An 18,620-nucleotide genomic window follows, 5' to 3' on the forward strand; every position below is an offset into this window, starting at 1 on the left:
GAATAACATCATTTACCGACGGAAACGGAGATTATTATATGAAATTAACTGGAGCCCAACAATCTGCAATAGATTATGTTGAGCGTTATGCTGCAAGACATAAGGACGATGCTCAAACGACGATTCAACATTTATTAAGAATGTCTAATATAACCACTGAAGTATTTCATAAGGCAGTCCATAATGTTAAAGAGCATGCCCGAATTGCTCTTCACTTTCATCCGGATCGGCCAAACTCTTCAATGAATTGTATTGCCGAAGCGTTACATCAAGAAGGAATATACAAGAGTCAGTTTGAAACGTTGCTTTCAAACGGAAGTGTATCTGCCTATCCCGGAGGTTTACGTGATCGGTGGGAAGAACAATTATTTGGAGGAGCTTACCAGATAAAAGGAACGACCCTTAATGAGCGAGCAAAATATGGTGCGTTAAACATTATGATGCATGCCGATGGGCCAGCGCCACGGTTTGGTTCGTGCTACTTCTTACTCAAGCCTGAAGTTTCAAAGCGAGCTACATTTACATACCTTGATTCTCATCAAAATCCAAAAGAAAAAGGAACTTTTAGAGAGTTCGATATGATACTTGCAGCATTATTTGAGGAAATCTTCACGAGAGATTATGCGCTCGGAGAATCAAATCTTATGATAGGTTCATTGGTCCAGCATCTTGTTCAAAAAATAAAATTACCGTTTGAAGACCCAGCTAAAAAACAAGTGTATCGAAATCTAAATCATTATATCGAAGCACAAGTTCACGGTGATCTTGTATTAAAAGAAGATGTGGAAATTCTTGTTGCAGACCCTTCATTTATTGGAACGAAGGTCGGAGTTACGCTTACAAGTCTTTGTGCAAAATATGATATTAAGCTTTATTTTCATTCTGGATTTCAATTGTCTGTAGATCATGTTCCTTCAGATTTTAGAGGTTCTGAAATGCCGTCCTTAGCAAAAAGAATCGCTAAAAATCAGGTGATTGATGCATATCTTATAGGTGAAGCTGTAATGGATTTAACGAGAAATCCAGTGACATGGAGCGACAGAGGAACGCAGAAAGAAATAGTACAAGAGCTTAAACTTCTATGGCATGTGTTGGTGAAGTATGGAAAACCTTATAGGAAAAGAAGATCAGTTTGAATTGAATAACATCTTGCATTTACTATTTTTATCTGTTACTATCGTTTCAATGCTAACGATTATGAAAATTGATAAGGAGTGGATCATATCTATTCTTTTGATGAGTACGGTGAATTGTTGCCGGAAGAGAAGGACACCATCAATCAATTGACTAAAGCACCGATCGAATCACTCAATCTGCATTCTATTACAGTGGTTACAAATCTGTATCGAGCTGCTCAGGGATTGCGTAATAAGATGGAGCGAGAAGTATTAGCAAAGCATGGGTTATCTTGGACGTCATTTTCTATTCTGTATGATTTGTGGATATGGGAATCCGTTGAAACAAAAAAACTAGCATTATCCGCTGGAGTTTCAAAAGCAACCATAAGTAACATTACGAATACATTGGAAAGAAAAGAATTATGCTTTCGTAAGGTGGATAATCGCGATCGACGCATCACGTGTGTTGTTCTGACTGATAAAGGCAGAAAAGTGATGGAGGAACTGTATCCAAGGTTTCATGAAGGTGAGGTTGAAGTCGTTTCTTCCTTGTCCGTTGAAGAGCAGAAATTAATCTCAGGCTTGCTAAGAAGAGTTATTCGAGAGAACGACTTTTAAATTTAATAAAAAATGCGATGACAGGAAACGCAGTAGCAATGATCTCCCTGTTTTAGAGAGCTGGTGGTTGGTGTGAATCAGTACAAAGATCATGTGAATTACATTTCCAAGAGCTTTCTTCGTCACTTATATTAGAAACAGACGAAGAACGGGAAAACCGTTATTTAACTTGAGTGGAAGAATATTTGTTCTTCAATTAGGGTGGTACCGCGTGTGAATTTAGACCACGTCCCTTGTGTTATAGGGATGTGGTCTTTTTATAATTTCTTGAGAATTAGGTTTTTACAATAATTAGAGGAGGAAATAAGGATGATTCCAGTTTTAGAACAACTAACAGAGCAACAGCAAAATGAAGTGAAGAGGCAAATGGCAATCTATAAGCAAGGCGTTCAGGATATAATCCCTACCGAAGAGTTAGAAACAAAAGTGGCAAAGTCCATTTTAGAGAATCGTCCACTGAAAATTAAACTTGGACTTGATCCTTCAGCACCAGATGTACATCTTGGTCACACAGTGGTGTTGAATAAGTTAAGACAGTTTCAACAAAACGGTCATGTCATTCAATTGATCATTGGAGATTTTACAGGCAAGATCGGTGACCCTACAGGAAAGTCTGTTGCGAGAAAACAATTGACAACAGAAGAAGTGGAGCACAACGCGAAAACATATTTCGAACAGTTTGGAAAAATCATAGATATGGAAAAAGTAGAGCTGCACTACAATTCTAAATGGCTTTCTAAGCTGAATTTTGAAGATGTAATAAACCTTGCTGGTAAAATTACAGTGGCAAGACTGTTGGAGCGGGATGATTTTGATGAGCGTATCTCAACAGGAAAGCCGATCTCACTGCACGAATTCTTCTACCCGCTCATGCAAGGTTACGACTCTGTTAGGTTAGACTGTGATATTGAATTAGGTGGAACGGATCAACACTTTAACATACTAATGGGAAGACACTACCAAGAGAAATTTGGAAAAGAAAAGCAGGTTGCTATGCTTATGCCCCTCTTAGAAGGTTTAGATGGCGTTGAAAAAATGTCTAAATCCAAGAGAAACTATATTGGTATTGATGAAGCTCCCAATGAAATGTACGGAAAGTCGATGTCCATTCCAGATACGCTGATGATCAAGTACTTCGAACTCGTAACGGACTTAGACAAAGAAGAGATTGATACAATAAAGTCAGATGTTGCAACTGGGAAGCTTCACCCACGTGATGCAAAGATGCTTCTAGCTCGTACGATTGTCCGCATTTACCATGGCCAAGAAGCAGCGGAAGAGTCAGAGAAGGATTTTATCTCCGTGTTTCAACAAGGCTCTCTGCCATCTGATATTCCGGTCATTCAATGGGACGGCCCTTTAGAAATGTCAATTATAGACTTAATTGTTGAGTTGAAGATGCTTTCATCAAAAAGCGAAGCTCGTAGAATGATCCTCAACCGTGGTGTTAAAGTAGATAATGAGAAAGTGGAAGATGCAAGTTCTTGCCTCATCTTATCTGAGGGTATGGTCATTCAAGTTGGGAAGCGAAAGTTTGTCAAAATTACATTGAATAAATAAAGTAATAGATATTTTAACATGCTTTAAAAGAAAAAGGCGGTTATCAAAAATGGAAATCACTTGGAAAGAAGTCACTTTTTCAAATCAAGAAAATTTGAAAGAAGCACTTACTTTGTATCACAACTCTTTTCCGATTGAGGTTCGGGAACCAGAATCGGTTTTTCTTCAAAGTCTGAAGAATGCTGAAGCGAACCGGCCAAATCATTATCGTTTTCTAGTTGGATATCTGGAAGATGAGTTAATCAGTGTTGTTACAGCTCACTATTTAGCTGACGTAAATGCAGGATTTATCGTGTATCTAGTAACAAATCCTCAAATAAGAAGTAAAGGGTTAGGAGCAAAATCTCTTCAAAAGATTGAAGAAGTTCTACAACAAGATAGTATTCATGCTGGAAATGAGTCATTAAAAGCAATCGTTCTTGAGACTGAGACGCAAGAGATGGTACACAGCGAAAAAGAAAAGGAAGACTGCATAAAGCGAACGAACTTCTTTATGAAAAACGGCTTTTATAAAGTGGAGGATTTTCTCTATTTTCAGCCACCTATACATGATGATGGCGTAGATGTACCTCTTCATTTATTCATGAAACAGGAAACAGAACATGAAATATCGAAGTCTGAAGTAAAACGAATAGTTAAAGCTATGTATGTTGAAAAGTATCATCATGGTAATGGTATTGCAAAAGAGGTTCTAAATCGTTCATATAGCAAGATGAATTTGGAAAACCATAATTTGTTTTGTGATTAAAAAGCGAGGTGTCCTGGCATAAAAAAACTACTTACTATAATGGTTTGCGTTATGTTCTTATCTGCGTGTCAAAAAGAAGAAAACAGAAAGTATGTTCATTGGGGAGAAATAACGGAGAATGACAAAAAACGTTTAACTGAAAACGGAATCGATTTTAAAGTAAAAAACGAAAATCTTTACATCCCTGAAGATCAAATGAAAAAGGCTGTAGCTTGTTGTACTTGATTAAACAGTAATGACAGTTACAAGTATAAAACACAAGGCACTTCCGATTGGGAAGTTGCCTTGTGTTTTTTTGGTTAAGCTATAACATTTCGTTATCTAAATATATGATGGTATTTACTTCCTTGAACTATTTCTTCTGCTCCAAGTTTGGTCCATTCTTCAATTGAAAGATGTGAATGGTTTTCTAAGTAATTTTTTGTCATTTCATAACCTACCTTATAATTCGACCATTTGGGAATCTTTTTCACAGCATTCCCATCAAAATATTCATTATATAAATATGGATCTAATGAATTCGCATTTGTACTTAACTGGGTCAAAACATGATTAAAGTCTATCTCAGGTAAAGGCTCTGTCCAGGCTGTTCTATGATAAGGGTAGATGACAGTAGCAAAATTATCTGCTTTACCTTCAAAGATAAATTTGTCTATTATAGTGAAGTTTAAATCAGTTGTACTTTCTAAATTTTTTGTATGATGATATTCGTGTGCAATTGTATACTTTAATGCATTCTCTAAAAAAGAAGGGTCAATTTGTATTAAAATCGCATTTTCGCTTAACGTCCATCCGGTTACACCTTGCATTCCCTGAATCGCTAAAGTGCTTTCGGGATTAACCGGCATACTAAAAATCGTTTTGTTTGTTCCAGGGAGTTGTTCAGCAGATTTAATTAATGCTTCCTTAATATATGAGTTTATTACTTTTTGATTTTGAAGGAGCTTATTCGTATTATCTGCAAGTTTTTTTGTATCACTTGTAGGAGTGAAAAAATCAAAATAACCGCTCTTTATGTTTGCCTTGACTTTAGAAGCTTTGTTTTGGAACGGAATTACCACTTTTTTGTTGTATTCTTTTTTGTTGTTCATTGAGGGAGTTTTCTCTACTAGATTCGTATAATCTAATACTTCCTCATAAAGGGGAATAATCTGAAAGGTTTGATGATCATGTGAAAAATCAAATGAAGTTTGCTCTGTTAGAGAATTTTTATTACTTTTGACTTGTAATGTCTTAGTCGTACAACTTATTAATAATAAAGAAATGAGAAGTAGAAAGATTGTTTGAAATACTGTTTTCATTTATTCAAAATCCCCCATAAATAAATTACCTCAATAATACCATAAATAGGGAATTCAAATAGATACATAGCGACCGAATTTGGTCATTATAGAAAAGAATATTTCGTATTAAATGATAACCGTCGGCTCCATAACAGTCAAAGTACGATTCACCGTATTCATGTTCACATTTACACCTAGTGGGATCGCCGCTTTATAATAGCCGTGAGCACTTGTTAAATTGGTCATGAGTGGTTTGCCGAGTGGAACAAGAAATTCATCGATTACATTTTCAAATGTTACTCCATATGCAGGTTCACATTTTGTACATTCTCCTATGATGATTCCGATACAATCTTCAAATTTACCTGCGAGCTTTAAGTGGTTTAAGTATCTATAGACGGTGTTTACGGGCTCGTGAGTGTCTTCAAGAAATAATATTTTACCCTTTGTGTCAATTTCATAAGGTGTGCCTAAACAATCTACGAACGATGTTAGGTTTCCACCTACAATAACTCCTGTAACGTTGCCTGCAACTTTACTTACAAGCGGAATAGTTGATGGATTCATGATCTGCCATGGTGCAGTTGTTCGGGTGATGCTATTAAAGAATTGATTGAAATTATAAGAAGGAGTACCGGACCGGAAATCCAAGAGCATCAAGCTTTGAAACGTAACGAGATCCGATAGTTGATACAGCACATTTATGAGAATGGTTATATCACTGTAACCTGAGATGATCTTTGGATTGGTTCTGATAATATTGTAATCGAGATAGGGTAGAATGCCTGCTACTCCCACACCACCTCGCGTTGGAAGAATCATTTTCACCTGATTGTTTTGAAACATCTTCATCAAATCTGAAGCACGTTGCTGTGGGGTTCCTGACAAGAAACCATTCGTCGCGTATACATAGTCTCCTACAATCACCTGAAAACCCATATTTTTTAACATTGTGATTCCTTGATTAATTATGTTCGCTTCGAGCGGGCTACCCAATGTTACAATTCCAATAGTATCGCCTTGCTTTAATTGCTGCGGTTTGATCGACATCCTAACAGCTCCTTTCGGAGAAACGAAATCCTATTCACTATTATATTGGGTATTAGCAAATCGTATGAAAAAACGTCCAGAAAACACGTTCTGAACGTTTTGTTATATCGTCTATTTTTCTTTCGAATACGGTTTAGGCTGGTAAAAATAATTGGGTTTTACGATATCATTTTTGTAAGGTTTATGAAAAATGTGAGTTGTTGCAGGACTCATAGGTGGAATGAGCCACGCCCAGTTACCCGTTACATTTCGGCCACTCTCTGACTCTTTTTCTTCGAACTTTTTGAACTGTTGAGCTGCTGTATGATGATCTACAATACTAACACCATCTTCTCGGAATGAATGAAGCACTGCGATGTTTAACTCAACAAGCGCTTTATCTTTCCATAAAGAGATCGAACTTTTCGTATCTATGCCCATGCATGAAGCAATCTGTGGGAGCATATTGTAACGATCTTCATCAGCTAGATTTCTTGCACCGATCTCAGTCCCCATATACCATCCATTGAAAGGAGCTGCCGTGTAACGGAGCCCGCCAATCTCTAAAGCCATATCTGAAATGAGGGGAACACCGTACCATTTTAGTTGAAGATCTTGAAACCATTCAAATTCAGGGTGACGTATCTCTACTTCTAGCGTTGAAGACTTTGGAAGTTCAAATAACTTAGGAACGTTATCATTTACTTGAATTACAATGGGCAAGATATCAAATTTTCCGTATTTGGGTTCCCAACCGAGCTCTATGCACTTTTCAGTAAATTCAACAGATGATGGATCTCCAATAATTCCAGCTTCTGTCTGATACCCAGCATATCGAATCAATTGATGATTCCATATTCGCGCATGGTGTTTCTTAGTTTGGGGAGGAAAAATGGTTATTGTTGGCCGAATTCGTCCATGGTTAGTCGCATAGTTCATGTGCTCTACGATTGCCATAAAGATTTCTGCTTCTGTTTCAACATGTCTTTGATCGAACGTGGTCATCTGGTCCCAAAACAATCTTCCGATACATCGATTGCTGTTTCTCCACGCTACTTTTGCGCCGTAATCAATTTCAAAAGCTAAGTGACTGTATGTACCTATTAATTCAATTTCTTGTGCGATTTCTGAAATTCGATCATCAATCTCAATCTGCGTTCTATTTAATTCCTGATAACAGGAAGTGATAAATTCTGTTGCTTCTTGTAAAAGATTCATTTCCAAAATAAAGCCCCCAACAAAAATAAGTGTATTATTATAATAGCCTAGTTTTCGAAGAATTACCGCTTGTAAGTGTTACAAAAATAGAACATGCAGGAGGAGAGTTGATGGGAATGAGAGCACCTTACCAGGTTTTGGTTATTCCTTTTGTATTTAGAGAACTTGGTATTGAATATGCTATTTTAAAACGTTCAGATATGGATTACTGGCAAGCAATTGCTGGTGGCGGGGAAATGGGTGAAACCCCTGAACAGTCTGCCAGGAGAGAAGCCTTTGAAGAAACAGGTCTAGGTGAAGATTGCGGGTTAATCCATTTAGATTCAAAAACTTCTTTGCCAGTAGAACACGTAGTAGGTCACTTTCTTTGGGGTGAAGAAGTCTTCGTTATACCGGAATATTCATTTGGTTTAGAAGTCTATGATCAGAAATTGAATCTATCGAAAGAGCACACTGCCTACAAATGGGTTATCTATGAAGAGGCTGTCTCCGCTTTAAAATGGGATAGCAACAAAACAGCACTATGGGAACTACATACAAGATTAAACATAATAAACAGACAAAAGGAAAATTATGTTAAACTATGAAAGTTGAAGGAGGTCATAAGAATGACTCATACAGGTTGTTTAATATGTGAACGGATTGAGATGATCAATAACAGAACAAATCCTTATTTTGTAGCAGAGCTAGAGACAGGTTTCGTCGTGATTGGAGATCATCAATATTTTAAAGGGTATACGCTATTTCTTTCAAAACAACATAAGACAGAACTGCATTTTTTAGAGACAGATATGAAGAAGACATTCTTAAATGAGATGAGTTTAGTAGCTGAAGCGGTTTATAACGCGTTTAACGCTGAAAAATTAAACTATGAATTATTAGGAAATGGTGATTCACATCTTCACTGGCATTTGTTTCCTCGGAGAGAAAACGACTCACCTGTAAAAGGACCTGTATGGTGGGTAGATAGAGAAGAGATGTTTGCAGATGAAATAAGACCGTCTCAAGATGAGTTGGAAGATATGAAGAACCGTTTGAATGCCGAACTAAGCAAATTGATTTCTGTGACAATTCGTTAAAGAAAGGACATGAATGCGATGAGTGATCATCCTATAATTGAAACGAACCGCTTGATCTTAAGGAAGGTAACTCTGGATGATGCGAAGGATATGTTTTCTTATCTATCGGACTCTGAAGTTGTAAAACATATGGGCCTCGAACCTTACCAAACAGTCGAGGATGTACATGGAGAAATAGAATGGTATCAATCCATCTTAGAAGCACATACAGGGATAAGGTGGGGAATCACGTTGAAAAGTTCAGATACAATCATTGGAAGCTGTGGATTTCTAAATAGGACACAAAAGCATTTTCGAACAGAAGTTGGATTTGAACTGAATAGAGAATATTGGGGTAAAGGTATTGCACAAGAAGCGTTGCAAGCTGTTGTAATACATGGATTTCAACACATGGAACTGGAAAGGATTGAAGCACTGATTGAACCTGATAATTTTCCATCACAAAAACTAGTAGAGAATATAGGTTTTGTTAAAGAAGGATTGCTCAGACATTATGAATTTACGTGTGGCAAATTTGATGATCTTCTCATCTATTCATTGCTTAAAGAAGATGAAATCCGAACATTAAACAAATTATAATTAAAAATGTTAAGTTTTATGTTGAAAACGAAACGGATTATTGTTATATTATCAAAGTAACATACATAAAAAACGAATTACTCGTATATGCTCGGTAATATGGTCTGAGTGTTTCTACCCGGTTCCCAATGAAAGAACTGGACTACGAGTTGAAGTAACAGGTTGAGTAGTTATACTTATAAAAAAATAAGTATGTCAGCCATTGATTTAGCAAATTTCCTTTGCTTAATGATACTTTGACTCTGTCGGTCTAGAGGTAGAACATATCTACATTCTCTAGGCTATTTTTATTGCGTATATACGTGTAATCCGTGACATCTGGAGGGTAAATTTACAATGAAGAAATACGGATTATTAGCAATCGCAGCAGTTTTATTTTTATCTGCATTAGCTGGGTTTAATTTTAACCAAACAGCATCCGGAAAAGGGAAAGTAAAACGTCCGATCATCATTCAAGGACCAATGCCGATTGAGGCTGAGAATTTTGCAAAGCGCTTAAAGAACGTTAAAGAAGAAACGTCTGGGAACTTTGTTTTCTATAAAGGAACACTGAATAACTATCCGGTAATTGTGGCCAAAACAGGTAAGGGTATGGAAAACACAGCAGCAGCTACTGCTATTGCAATCGAAAAATATAAACCTGTTGCTATCATCAATCAAGGTACATCTGGTGGACATGATCCAAGCTTAAACGTATTTGATATTGTATTAGGAAAAAGAACGGTAAATCTTGGGTCTTTAAAGACACCTCATAAAGAAGCGAATGAAGGGATACACCCTACATCATGGATTCCTATGGACTTGATGGCATCAGAAGGTAGTGCTGGGGAAGATCCAAATGCGGAAAAAGCACGTTTCTTTGAAGGTGATGCAAAGCTGTTAAAAGCTGCTCACGCAGTGAAAGATAAGTATACAAAAGGAAAAGTTGTAGAGGGTACGATCGGTTCTGCAGACGTTTGGAACAATGAAGTTGACCGTATCAACTGGTTCCACGAGAACATTGGAACTTCTGTTGAAGAGATGGAAGGTGCATCAGCAGCACAAATTTCAAAAGCTTATGATGTGGCATTCCTCGGTATCCGTGTCCTTTCCAACAATAAAACCAACGGTGGCCAATACGATCCTACAACAGCAGCTGCTAATCAAGACTATGTTTATGAAGTTGTAAAAGAATACATCTCCATGAAAAAAGGTAAATAAGGATAAGGAAAACCCCGCTAAACATGCTTTAGCGGGGTTTATTTTTCTAAAATAGCCTTATTAAATTTTTTTAGGAGATGACCAAACTGTTTGCGTTCTTCCTCCGTCCAATCAACTGTAAGTACTTCAAAACGATCAAGCCGAGCTTTTTTATACTCATTAAAATCTTCAGTCCCTGATTTCGTTAACTGTAGAAAGTAAGCTCGACGATCAACATGATCTGGAACTTTGTACACATATCCTTTTTTCTCAAGTGAAGCAGCTTGTCTACTGACTGTAGAGGTATCCAGCTGCAAGCTATCAGCGAGCGTCTTCACTCCAAGAGGGCCATGAACAGACAATTGATGCAGAAGGAGATAGGCTGATCTGTCAAGATTACCGATTTTATTTTTGGATGTGATCGAAGTGACGCGCCTTACAAGCACGGCCATCTCAAGTTCGATCTTTTCAAGTATGGGATTCTTCATCGTATTTGCCACCTTTACATTCAAAACTCTACCAACATAATAACCGATTAGAACATGTTTCAACAATAGGATGTGGGTTTGACAATAAAGTAGTTGTACTATACAATCATATAGTTGTATTATACAATAAGTTGTAATCAAAATAAAATTGAAAAGGAGATGTGAGAATGTCATCAAGCACACAAAGTGTTGGCGGCGCTAAGGTTTCAGGAGTTACGCTTGATAAACAAAGTTTATTTCATCAGCCAATCTCCGTATGGGCTGTTTTTTTCGCTTGTATAACAGCTTTCATGGGGATGGGATTGGTCAATCCTGTTTTACCTTCTATCGCTGAAAATCTTCAAGCATCACCAAGTGAAGTGACGTTACTTTATACGAGTTATAATGCAGTGATGGCTTTTGCCATGCTTATAACGAGTAGCGTGTCTTCTAGACTTGGCAATAAAGGAACTCTCTTGGCAGGGGTCTTCATTATTGCGACAGTATCCGCACTAGGGGGATTTGCTGATAACATATGGACACTAGTTGGTCTTCGTGCAGGTTGGGGATTAGGTAATGCTCTGTTTGTAGCAACTGCATTAGCTGCGATCGTATCCCTTTCGAGCAGCGGTACTGCTAAGGCTATTATTTTGTATGAAGCAGCGGTTGGTTTAGGAATCTCAATCGGACCTCTACTCGGAGGTACCTTAGGTAGTATTTCGTGGAGATCGCCTTTCATAGGAGTTTCGACTCTTATGATTCTTGCATTCATGATACTGTTGGTATTGATGCCTAAACCGAATGCGCAGTTATCTTTGAAAAAGAAAAAAACACCGTTATCTGCTCCGTTTAAAGCGATGAAGCATCGTTCGCTCTTAGTACTCGGAATCGTTGCGGCACTGTATAACATTGGATTTTTCACGATCATGGCTTACGCACCATTCGTTCTAGGGTTACATCCGAAGGGACTAGGTTATGTGTTCTTAGGTTGGGGAACTTTGCTAGCGATCACATCCGTATTTATGGCACCAAAGCTAGAAAGAACATTTGGAACGGTAAAATCTATGGCAATCATGCTGTTCTTATTTGTAGCTGACCTTGTAATCATGGGATTATTCACTTCGACTCAATGGGTTATCATTTCAGCGATCGTTTTTGCTGGAGCAATATTGGGGAATACGAATACCTTAATTACAACAGCTGTTATGGAAGCAGCACCTGTTGAGCGATCGACAGCATCTGCAGCGTATAGCTTTTTGCGGTTTTTAGGAGCGGCGATCTCTCCTTACATGGCGGCAAAACTAGCAGAGATCTTCAATCCACATCTTCCATTTTATGTAGCTGCAGGATTCGTGTTTTTATCAATCGTATTCATCGGTTGGAACTACAAACATCTAGCGCACGTAGATCGAATGGATACGGCGCATTAAAAAATAGTAGCGAAAAAGCCTGCTCCAACTATTGGAGCAGGCTTTTATAATTGTGGTGGATTAACGAATCCAGGAGTTTAAGGGATTAATCCACGAGATTTGATTCTGAATCCAAAAGTTTGTGCAATTTATCCACGAGTTTTGGTCCTAAATCCAAAAGTTTATGCAGTTTATCCTCGAGTCTACAATCCTCGACGCCGTTCGACTTTAATGGTAGTTCCCAAGCACTTACTGCTCAGTCAAAATAAGAGGACCAACAAATGAAAAAGGTACGGAGCAATTCCGAACCTTTTTTCTAATTTAATATAAAAATACCAACCAACGAGTAGACGATGACTGTTGAAAACAGGATCGTCATGTGGATTAGAGAATAGATAAAGAGCAGCTTTGCCCATTTCTCAGAATCCTTGTTTTTTTTGTAGCCATAGATGCTCAACACAAGCCAACCCACGTTCATGAGTAGTGCAACTAGCGTTAACCCTAAGCTTAACGGCAGGAACAAAAAGCTCGTTAAACTTAATAACACTAGATAGATGTTTGTTTGTGTATAGGTTCTTTTAACACCTTTTACAACAGGGAGCATCGGTATACGAGCTGCCTTATATTCATCGTGTCGGCGAATGGCGATGGCATAAAAGTGAGGCATCTGCCAGATGACCTGAATGATGAACAGTGCGGCAATCGCGGGGTGTGCAAGTGTCCCTGTCATTGCTGCCCAACCGATAAGGGGAGGCATCGCACCTGAAATACTGCCTACCTCAGTGTTATAAATCGTTCTTCGTTTCGTCCACATCGTATAAGGAACGACATAAAAGAAAAGACCTAAGAAACCTAGTAATGCCGCAAGCGGTGTGGTGAACGCAAGAGCGATAATCCCAAGCACAGCCATAATGCCAGCGAGTGTAATCGCAAATTTTGTATCGATCTCACCAGTAACCGTAGGTCTGCTCTTCGTTCTTTCCATGATTGCATCAATATCGCGGTCATATACATTATTTAACGTACCAGCAGCACCTATTACTAAAATGGTTCCGATCAATGCGAATACAACATCAAGTAACTTAGTGCCAGGATCGATATCGTACGTATATAATGCCAGCGTAAGTCCGGCAAACATAGGAACGAGGTTAGATTTAATGATTCCCGTTTTCACAGTTTGTGACAGAATCGCTGACCGTTTTTGTTTTTCTACTTTCATTGTTTTTTCCATACTATAAGACACCATCTTCACAATAATTCTCTCTCTATATTATCCATATAGTGTAACCTTAAATCCACTTCTATTAAAGCACTAAATGAATTCCCAGTTCAAATAATAGAACACCTTAAGAGACTTTACACAACGGTTTTGTGAACGTTCTGTGAGGTTTATGTGATAGAAATGTGATACAAACGCTTACGTGACTTATAATCGCATCGTTTCATTACTTTGCTTTTTATTACCGATATATATAAAACGAAGTGCAATGAACATCAAAAGAATCGCGAGCATGCGTTCCCAAGTGAAGGGAACGGATAGTCCTCCAAAAAATCCAAAATGGTCGATAACCATACCCGCGGTAAGCTGTCCAATGACGGTAGCAATGTTAGTAGCGATGACACCAATGCGTGGTACAGCAACTACTGTTAAAAATAAGTAACCAACCCCGAACCAAACGGCTGCAAGCTGCCACTTAGGCGCTTCAAAGACCTTTAAGATGTTACCTTCACCAAAGAAAAGAATAAGAATGGCTAGAAGGAGTGCACCTGAGAAAAATGTTAAAAACGCAGCTTCATACGTACCGGATTTTCTGCTGAAAGCTCCATTTATTGATGATTGAGCACTAAGTAATATACCACCTATGACTGATCCTAGAAGAATTATTATGTTCATGTTGTTATCCCTTCTTTCCTAAAAAATGAGCAGCAGTGAGATGGTCATGAGCGATACTGCAATAAGTTTTTCTTTGTTAACGGAAGCCTTTGAACTCCCTAACCAGCCCTTGTGCTCGATGAGTATACTCATAGCGATCTGACCGATGATAACAGAAATCATAGCAATGCCTACACCAACAATCGGTATCGCTATAATTAAGATTGTCAGATAGATGGTACCCAGGACACCACCAGAAAGTTCCCATTTAGGAGCTTGAAACGTATAGCTTAGAGAACCTTTACCTAAGAATAGAACGACGATTCCAAGTATAATGGCACCAACAAAAAAGTTGTAAAAGCTGCTTTCTAATTTTCCGATTGTTTTTCCAAGCTCGCCGTATATCGCCCCTTCAACACTTAGCGAAACACCAGCAAGTAATGCTAAAAGATAAGTCCATATTTTCATAAACAAAACTCCTTCATATTTACATATTTCAAATTATCGATATAAAAACAAAAAAAGAAGAACCTATAATTCTTCTTGTAAATAGGTGGCTAACTTTTGAATGTTTTTTTCATTTCTCCGATAGTACGTCCATTTGCCATGACGATCTGATTCCAGCAAACCAGCTTTCTGCATCATCGATAAATATTGGGATACAGTGGATTGCGATAGATTCGCTTTCTCCTGTATATCTCCCACACAGATACCGCCTTTCTCATTAATCGTTTTTGATAGATGAGCAGTGGGTTTATCAAAGTGTTGATGTGGATCTTTGAGCCATTTCAGAATATCGAGGCGAATGTCGTTGGAAAGCGCCTTAAATACATCGATTGGATTGTTCATGTTTTATACTCTAATCGGTTTTTCTCGATATGTCAATTTGTTAACACTCCTGAAAATTGGAAAAAAATGAAACATATCGGAAATATGAATCGTATTATTAAGTAGAAACCAAATAGGAGGGAAGTAAAGATGGAATCCATTTTATCCGTTCTTGTCCTCATAACGTTGATATTCTCCATTACATACGTCATACGGCAAAGGCGTTCACAAGGAATTAAAGGTCTGAGGACAGCATTAACATCAATCTGTTTTTTCTTAATCGCGATAGTTAATCTTTTAGCCTACTGGTTTGATTTCCTTGGGATATGGAGCTGGGGAATTTCGGTTGTTCTTTTACTGTTAGGTGCTTATTTTACTAAATACTTACGACTTCTTGAATCGTAAATATTTTGTATGTGCGGATTCTCTCAACTCTTTATTATGAAGTGTTGCGTATGCAACGCTTTTTATATTTAAGTGAATAGGATAATTTTTATTAACCTAGTGTAATCACTTGAATATTTGATCTACATCGTAACTTTTTTAGCTTTTATTTGTTTCCTTAATTGTTTTGGTAAAGGAACATACTTCATGTTTGTTTTCATGAAGAAATATTTGTGGAAGAACTTTACCGATAAGTAAGCAAAAAACAAACAAAAAAATGAAAAAATAGTCAAAGGATATGCGATGGTAAGTATAGGATAAATTTTGGTAAAATACGCGTAAATAATATAACCAATGCCAAAAAGAATCATTATGAAGTAATCTCTTTTAGGATTTAGTTTTTCTTCTCCAAAATTACTATGTATGTTCGAGAATTTCTTGACTTGGTACCAAATCTGTTGGGCAACAAATAAGGAAAATATCAATAAAAATAAAAGGAAGAAAAGAATTTGAAAATAAGATAGTAAAATTTTTGGACAACGACGAAATTACATAATGAACCAACAACACCTAAGCAAGCTGTATAGAGTATGGGTTCTAATATCATGTTTTCCGTATTTCTAAGTAATATCGTAAGTGACCAAACATTAATGATTACGACCAGTGGAATGGTAATCCAAAAGGTGGGTGGGTGAGGTGCAAGAACAATAAAAATGAGGGAGATTATATCCAACAAAATAAAAGTAAAAGCAAATATGCTATGTTTGACAAAATACATTACATTTAAATGCGTCTTATAACGATCAGGTAATTTTCTATATTTAATAGAACGGTCTATTTTCAATTTCACATTCTCCCTTCCTAAGAATCACCTGAAAAATACAATTAAAATAATGCTGTATATTTCCAGTTTACCAGTTGGTTATTAGTTTTTTCAATCTGAAATGCAAACGAAAGGTGACCTAATTAATGAGAAAACATATGGGCATCGCAGCTATACTAATCCTCTTAACCACCTTACTTATTTTACAATTCGTCATTGAGAACCGATTAAGTGAAATTGGTTTTATCATCCTTTTAGTCGGGGTACTTTTAGCATTTATAACAGCTTTCATTAGTACGAAAGGTTTCTGGCGTTCAACTGCATTCAGCGGTATCGGTTTGTTCTTTATTATCTTTATTTTTGGAGTTTTATCTTTCATCGGAGTCATATAAACCTTCTTTTATATCGTGTTAAAAGATATAATCTTAATAAACGATGTAAAAAGAGGTGCTTATCTTGTTTAGTTTGTCAAAGATAAATCAATATTGGACAGACATCTATTTCCATTTACATTATCCACATGGTGAGAAAATAACTCATCAAATGGTACGGATTCTACAATTGATTGATAAAAAAGAGAGGGTAGTTGTAAATGATGTAGCGACTCATCTCGATATCTCTCACAATACGGCGTCTGAGCATGTAAAGCGGATGATTCAGAAAAACTATATAGAAAAGAAACGTGATCAGGAGGATGAAAGAAAAGTCATTCTTCGGTTAACCGATTTTGGCACAAACGTACTTCATGAAAACACGAGTCTTGATGAAGAAAAGTTAAATCATATTTTTAGTAATATGGATGAAGTTGAAAAGGAGTTAATCTCAAAGGCATTCAAACTCCTAAGTGAGCGTGCAAAATCATGTATGTAGTTATGAAAATTTTAATTTCTGCAGGAGTTATAGCAGCTGTTACCGAAATTGCTAGAAGGTTTCCTAGTTTTGGTGGGGTGGTGGCTGCTCTTCCACTTGTCAGTTTGTTAAGCATCATTTGGCTTTATGTACAAGGAGAGCCAACCAAAACGTTAAGCAAATTCGCTCTTGGCGTTCTATGGGGATTTCCGGCGACTGCCGTTTTATTAGTGATTGTATATATTTCATTAAAGCACTCATTATCATTAATCACCTGTTTAGGTTTAGGTATAAGCGGTTGGTTTCTATGTATTTTGCTTCAAGAGGTAGCTATAAAATTAATAAAAACGATAATCTGAATACCAGACATTTAATTCCGTAAAGAGGTGAAAGTATGCAAAATACAAATCTCCCCACAAAATTAGGAAAACCCGCTGAAAGAGCTTTAGCCTCTGCAGGCATATCTTCAATCGAGCAACTTACAGATTGGAGGGAATCAGATCTTAAGAAATTACACGGAATAGGTCCGAAAGCGATGGGACAACTTCTTGCTGGACTGCATGAAAGAGGACTGTCTTTTAAGAAATAACACAGTGTTTTTTATACATATAAAGGAGAACGCTTACATGTTAGATCAGACTACACTTGTAAAAGCAACAATTAACGATGCAGTACAGTTAACTGCCATTATGAAAAAAACGTTTGATGGCGAAGCAGAAAAATGGCTTACGCATCTAGATACCATCGACTTCAATATACAGCCACCAGGATACACATCTGTTGAAATGACTAAATATATGATTAGAGAATTAGAATATTTCAAAGTAATGTACGATGGTTTTCTTGTTGGAGGAATCATAGCCACCATCTCAGGAAAGTCATACGGCAGGATTGATCGAATTTTTATTGATCCAGATTACCAAGGTAAAGGGATTGGTTCTTTAGTTATAAATTTAATTGAAAAAGAATTTCCTTATGTAAGAGCTTGGGATCTTGAGACGTCGACTAGACAGCTGAATAACCATTACTTTTATAAAAAGATGGGGTATGTTGTGACCTTTGAAGGTGAAGAAGAGTTTTGTTTTGTAAAACATATTAAGCAGCCGTTTCAACATGAGAGTATGATGAAAAATCAAACCTTATCTCATCATCAATATGAAAACTCTGATCTAAGTCATTCTGAATATTACCAAGTTACGATGGAACGTTGTTCGATAAGCAACAGTAACGTAAGTCAAATACATATGAGCAATTGCAATCTAAGTCGTTCAAAGTTTCAAAATATTAACTATAGAAATACAATGTTTGCCGATTTGAATTTATCTGATAGTGAATTCATTTACGTGACGTTAAGTGGTGCCCAATTCATAGATACAAATCTTGGGGACAAAGGGAATCCTCTTCTATTTAACAGGTGCGATCTTACTGGGTCCAAACTAGTAAATTGTGATCTTAAACATGTTGAAATTGAAAAATGTGATATTACCGGTATGAAGATAGATAACATTCCTGTAGAAGATTTGCTTCACTTGTACTATCAATCTAGTAAACATTAAGAACTTCATGAAAAAAAGAA

23 protein-coding genes, 1 riboswitch and 1 other annotated feature are annotated in these 18,620 nt (G+C 37.1%); of the genes, 15 read left to right on the plus strand and 8 right to left on the minus strand.

The window, feature by feature from the left end:
• The first annotated feature begins 38 nt into the window (after positions 1 to 38).
• From IHV12_RS11275 to IHV12_RS11290, 4 genes are all read left to right on the plus strand, one after another.
• Positions 39 to 1,136 (plus strand): DUF3626 domain-containing protein, encoded by a 1,098-nt coding sequence (locus IHV12_RS11275; RefSeq protein WP_197190931.1) that lies wholly within the window; start codon positions 39 to 41, stop codon positions 1,134 to 1,136.
• An 87-nt stretch (positions 1,137 to 1,223) separates the two neighbouring features.
• Positions 1,224 to 1,736, plus strand: coding sequence for a MarR family transcriptional regulator (locus IHV12_RS11280; protein ID WP_370568667.1), 513 nt, complete (start codon positions 1,224 to 1,226; stop codon positions 1,734 to 1,736).
• Between the two features lie 8 nt (positions 1,737 to 1,744).
• Positions 1,745 to 1,973, plus strand: a binding site (T-box leader).
• 72 nt (positions 1,974 to 2,045) lie between these two features.
• Entirely contained in the window at positions 2,046 to 3,296 is a 1,251-nt protein-coding gene (gene tyrS / locus IHV12_RS11285; RefSeq protein ID WP_197190932.1) for a tyrosine--tRNA ligase, read from the plus strand.
• A 49-nt stretch (positions 3,297 to 3,345) separates the two neighbouring features.
• Complete coding sequence (locus tag IHV12_RS11290) at positions 3,346 to 4,044, plus strand: GNAT family N-acetyltransferase (RefSeq protein ID WP_197190933.1); 699 nt, start codon at positions 3,346 to 3,348, stop codon at positions 4,042 to 4,044.
• Between the two features lie 317 nt (positions 4,045 to 4,361).
• Here the strand turns inward: IHV12_RS11290 and IHV12_RS11295 are convergent, their stop codons facing one another.
• The 3 genes from IHV12_RS11295 to IHV12_RS11305 form a co-directional block, all read right to left on the minus strand.
• A complete protein-coding gene (locus tag IHV12_RS11295; RefSeq protein ID WP_197190934.1) occupies positions 4,362 to 5,345 on the minus strand; it encodes a DUF2268 domain-containing protein in 984 nt (327 codons plus the stop codon).
• 108 nt (positions 5,346 to 5,453) lie between these two features.
• Positions 5,454 to 6,377 (minus strand): S66 peptidase family protein, encoded by a 924-nt coding sequence (locus tag IHV12_RS11300; RefSeq protein ID WP_197190935.1) that lies wholly within the window; start codon positions 6,375 to 6,377, stop codon positions 5,454 to 5,456.
• Positions 6,378 to 6,488: 111 nt separating this feature from the next.
• Complete coding sequence (locus IHV12_RS11305; protein ID WP_197191325.1) at positions 6,489 to 7,574, minus strand: nitric oxide synthase oxygenase; 1,086 nt, start codon at positions 7,572 to 7,574, stop codon at positions 6,489 to 6,491.
• A 116-nt stretch (positions 7,575 to 7,690) separates the two neighbouring features.
• Here IHV12_RS11305 and IHV12_RS11310 point away from each other — a divergent pair, with 116 nt between their 5' ends.
• The 4 genes from IHV12_RS11310 (at position 7,691) to IHV12_RS11325 (ending at position 10,432) form a co-directional block, all read left to right on the plus strand.
• On the plus strand, positions 7,691 to 8,161 hold the full coding sequence (locus IHV12_RS11310) for an NUDIX hydrolase (protein ID WP_197191326.1): 471 nt from the start codon (positions 7,691 to 7,693) through the stop codon (positions 8,159 to 8,161).
• 21 nt (positions 8,162 to 8,182) lie between these two features.
• Positions 8,183 to 8,653 carry an HIT family protein gene (locus IHV12_RS11315; RefSeq protein WP_197190936.1) on the plus strand — a complete coding sequence of 157 codons (471 nt, stop codon included), beginning with the start codon at positions 8,183 to 8,185 and terminating at the stop codon, positions 8,651 to 8,653.
• A gap of 18 nt (positions 8,654 to 8,671) precedes the next feature.
• The gene (locus IHV12_RS11320) at positions 8,672 to 9,232 is read left to right on the plus strand and encodes a GNAT family N-acetyltransferase (protein ID WP_197190937.1); all 561 of its coding nucleotides are present in this window, start codon (positions 8,672 to 8,674) and stop codon (positions 9,230 to 9,232) included.
• 61 nt (positions 9,233 to 9,293) lie between these two features.
• Positions 9,294 to 9,397, plus strand: a riboswitch (purine riboswitch).
• A 171-nt stretch (positions 9,398 to 9,568) separates the two neighbouring features.
• Entirely contained in the window at positions 9,569 to 10,432 is an 864-nt protein-coding gene (locus IHV12_RS11325) for a 5'-methylthioadenosine/S-adenosylhomocysteine nucleosidase (protein ID WP_197190938.1), read from the plus strand.
• 38 nt (positions 10,433 to 10,470) lie between these two features.
• Here IHV12_RS11325 and IHV12_RS11330 read toward each other — a convergent pair whose 3' ends face one another.
• On the minus strand, positions 10,471 to 10,899 hold the full coding sequence (locus tag IHV12_RS11330; RefSeq protein ID WP_197190939.1) for a MarR family winged helix-turn-helix transcriptional regulator: 429 nt from the start codon (positions 10,897 to 10,899) through the stop codon (positions 10,471 to 10,473).
• A gap of 167 nt (positions 10,900 to 11,066) precedes the next feature.
• Between IHV12_RS11330 and IHV12_RS11335 the strand changes: the two genes are divergently transcribed.
• Positions 11,067 to 12,308 carry an MFS transporter gene (locus IHV12_RS11335; RefSeq protein WP_197190940.1) on the plus strand — a complete coding sequence of 414 codons (1,242 nt, stop codon included), beginning with the start codon at positions 11,067 to 11,069 and terminating at the stop codon, positions 12,306 to 12,308.
• Between the two features lie 295 nt (positions 12,309 to 12,603).
• Here IHV12_RS11335 and cyoE read toward each other — a convergent pair whose 3' ends face one another.
• From cyoE to IHV12_RS11355, 4 genes are all read right to left on the minus strand, one after another.
• Positions 12,604 to 13,518, minus strand: coding sequence for a heme o synthase (cyoE, locus tag IHV12_RS11340; RefSeq protein WP_197128058.1), 915 nt, complete (start codon positions 13,516 to 13,518; stop codon positions 12,604 to 12,606).
• Between the two features lie 195 nt (positions 13,519 to 13,713).
• On the minus strand, positions 13,714 to 14,181 hold the full coding sequence (locus IHV12_RS11345) for a DMT family transporter (RefSeq protein WP_197190941.1): 468 nt from the start codon (positions 14,179 to 14,181) through the stop codon (positions 13,714 to 13,716).
• An 18-nt stretch (positions 14,182 to 14,199) separates the two neighbouring features.
• A complete protein-coding gene (locus IHV12_RS11350; protein ID WP_197190942.1) occupies positions 14,200 to 14,628 on the minus strand; it encodes a DMT family transporter in 429 nt (142 codons plus the stop codon).
• Between the two features lie 63 nt (positions 14,629 to 14,691).
• Positions 14,692 to 15,009 (minus strand): ArsR/SmtB family transcription factor, encoded by a 318-nt coding sequence (locus IHV12_RS11355; RefSeq protein WP_197190943.1) that lies wholly within the window; start codon positions 15,007 to 15,009, stop codon positions 14,692 to 14,694.
• 129 nt (positions 15,010 to 15,138) lie between these two features.
• Between IHV12_RS11355 and IHV12_RS11360 the strand changes: the two genes are divergently transcribed.
• The 6 genes from IHV12_RS11360 to IHV12_RS11385 all read left to right on the plus strand — a co-directional run bounded on the left by IHV12_RS11360 (position 15,139) and on the right by IHV12_RS11385 (position 18,600).
• Positions 15,139 to 15,393, plus strand: coding sequence for a hypothetical protein (locus IHV12_RS11360; protein ID WP_197190944.1), 255 nt, complete (start codon positions 15,139 to 15,141; stop codon positions 15,391 to 15,393).
• Positions 15,394 to 16,341: 948 nt separating this feature from the next.
• The gene (locus tag IHV12_RS11365) at positions 16,342 to 16,587 is read left to right on the plus strand and encodes a hypothetical protein (protein ID WP_197190945.1); all 246 of its coding nucleotides are present in this window, start codon (positions 16,342 to 16,344) and stop codon (positions 16,585 to 16,587) included.
• Between the two features lie 61 nt (positions 16,588 to 16,648).
• Positions 16,649 to 17,065, plus strand: a complete 417-nt coding sequence (locus IHV12_RS11370) for a MarR family winged helix-turn-helix transcriptional regulator (RefSeq protein WP_370568817.1) — start codon at positions 16,649 to 16,651, stop codon at positions 17,063 to 17,065.
• Positions 17,056 to 17,403, plus strand: a complete 348-nt coding sequence (locus tag IHV12_RS11375; protein WP_197190946.1) for a DUF3147 family protein — start codon at positions 17,056 to 17,058, stop codon at positions 17,401 to 17,403. Before IHV12_RS11370 ends, IHV12_RS11375 begins: the two co-directional genes overlap by 10 nt.
• A 35-nt stretch (positions 17,404 to 17,438) precedes the next feature.
• The gene (locus IHV12_RS11380) at positions 17,439 to 17,633 is read left to right on the plus strand and encodes a DNA-binding protein (protein ID WP_197190947.1); all 195 of its coding nucleotides are present in this window, start codon (positions 17,439 to 17,441) and stop codon (positions 17,631 to 17,633) included.
• 37 nt (positions 17,634 to 17,670) lie between these two features.
• Positions 17,671 to 18,600, plus strand: a complete 930-nt coding sequence (locus tag IHV12_RS11385) for a GNAT family N-acetyltransferase (RefSeq protein WP_197190948.1) — start codon at positions 17,671 to 17,673, stop codon at positions 18,598 to 18,600.
• The last annotated feature ends 20 nt before the right edge of the window (positions 18,601 to 18,620 follow it).

Source organism: Fictibacillus sp. 7GRE50, from assembly GCF_015903875.1.
Classification (GTDB): domain Bacteria; phylum Bacillota; class Bacilli; order Bacillales; family Fictibacillaceae; genus Fictibacillus; species Fictibacillus phosphorivorans.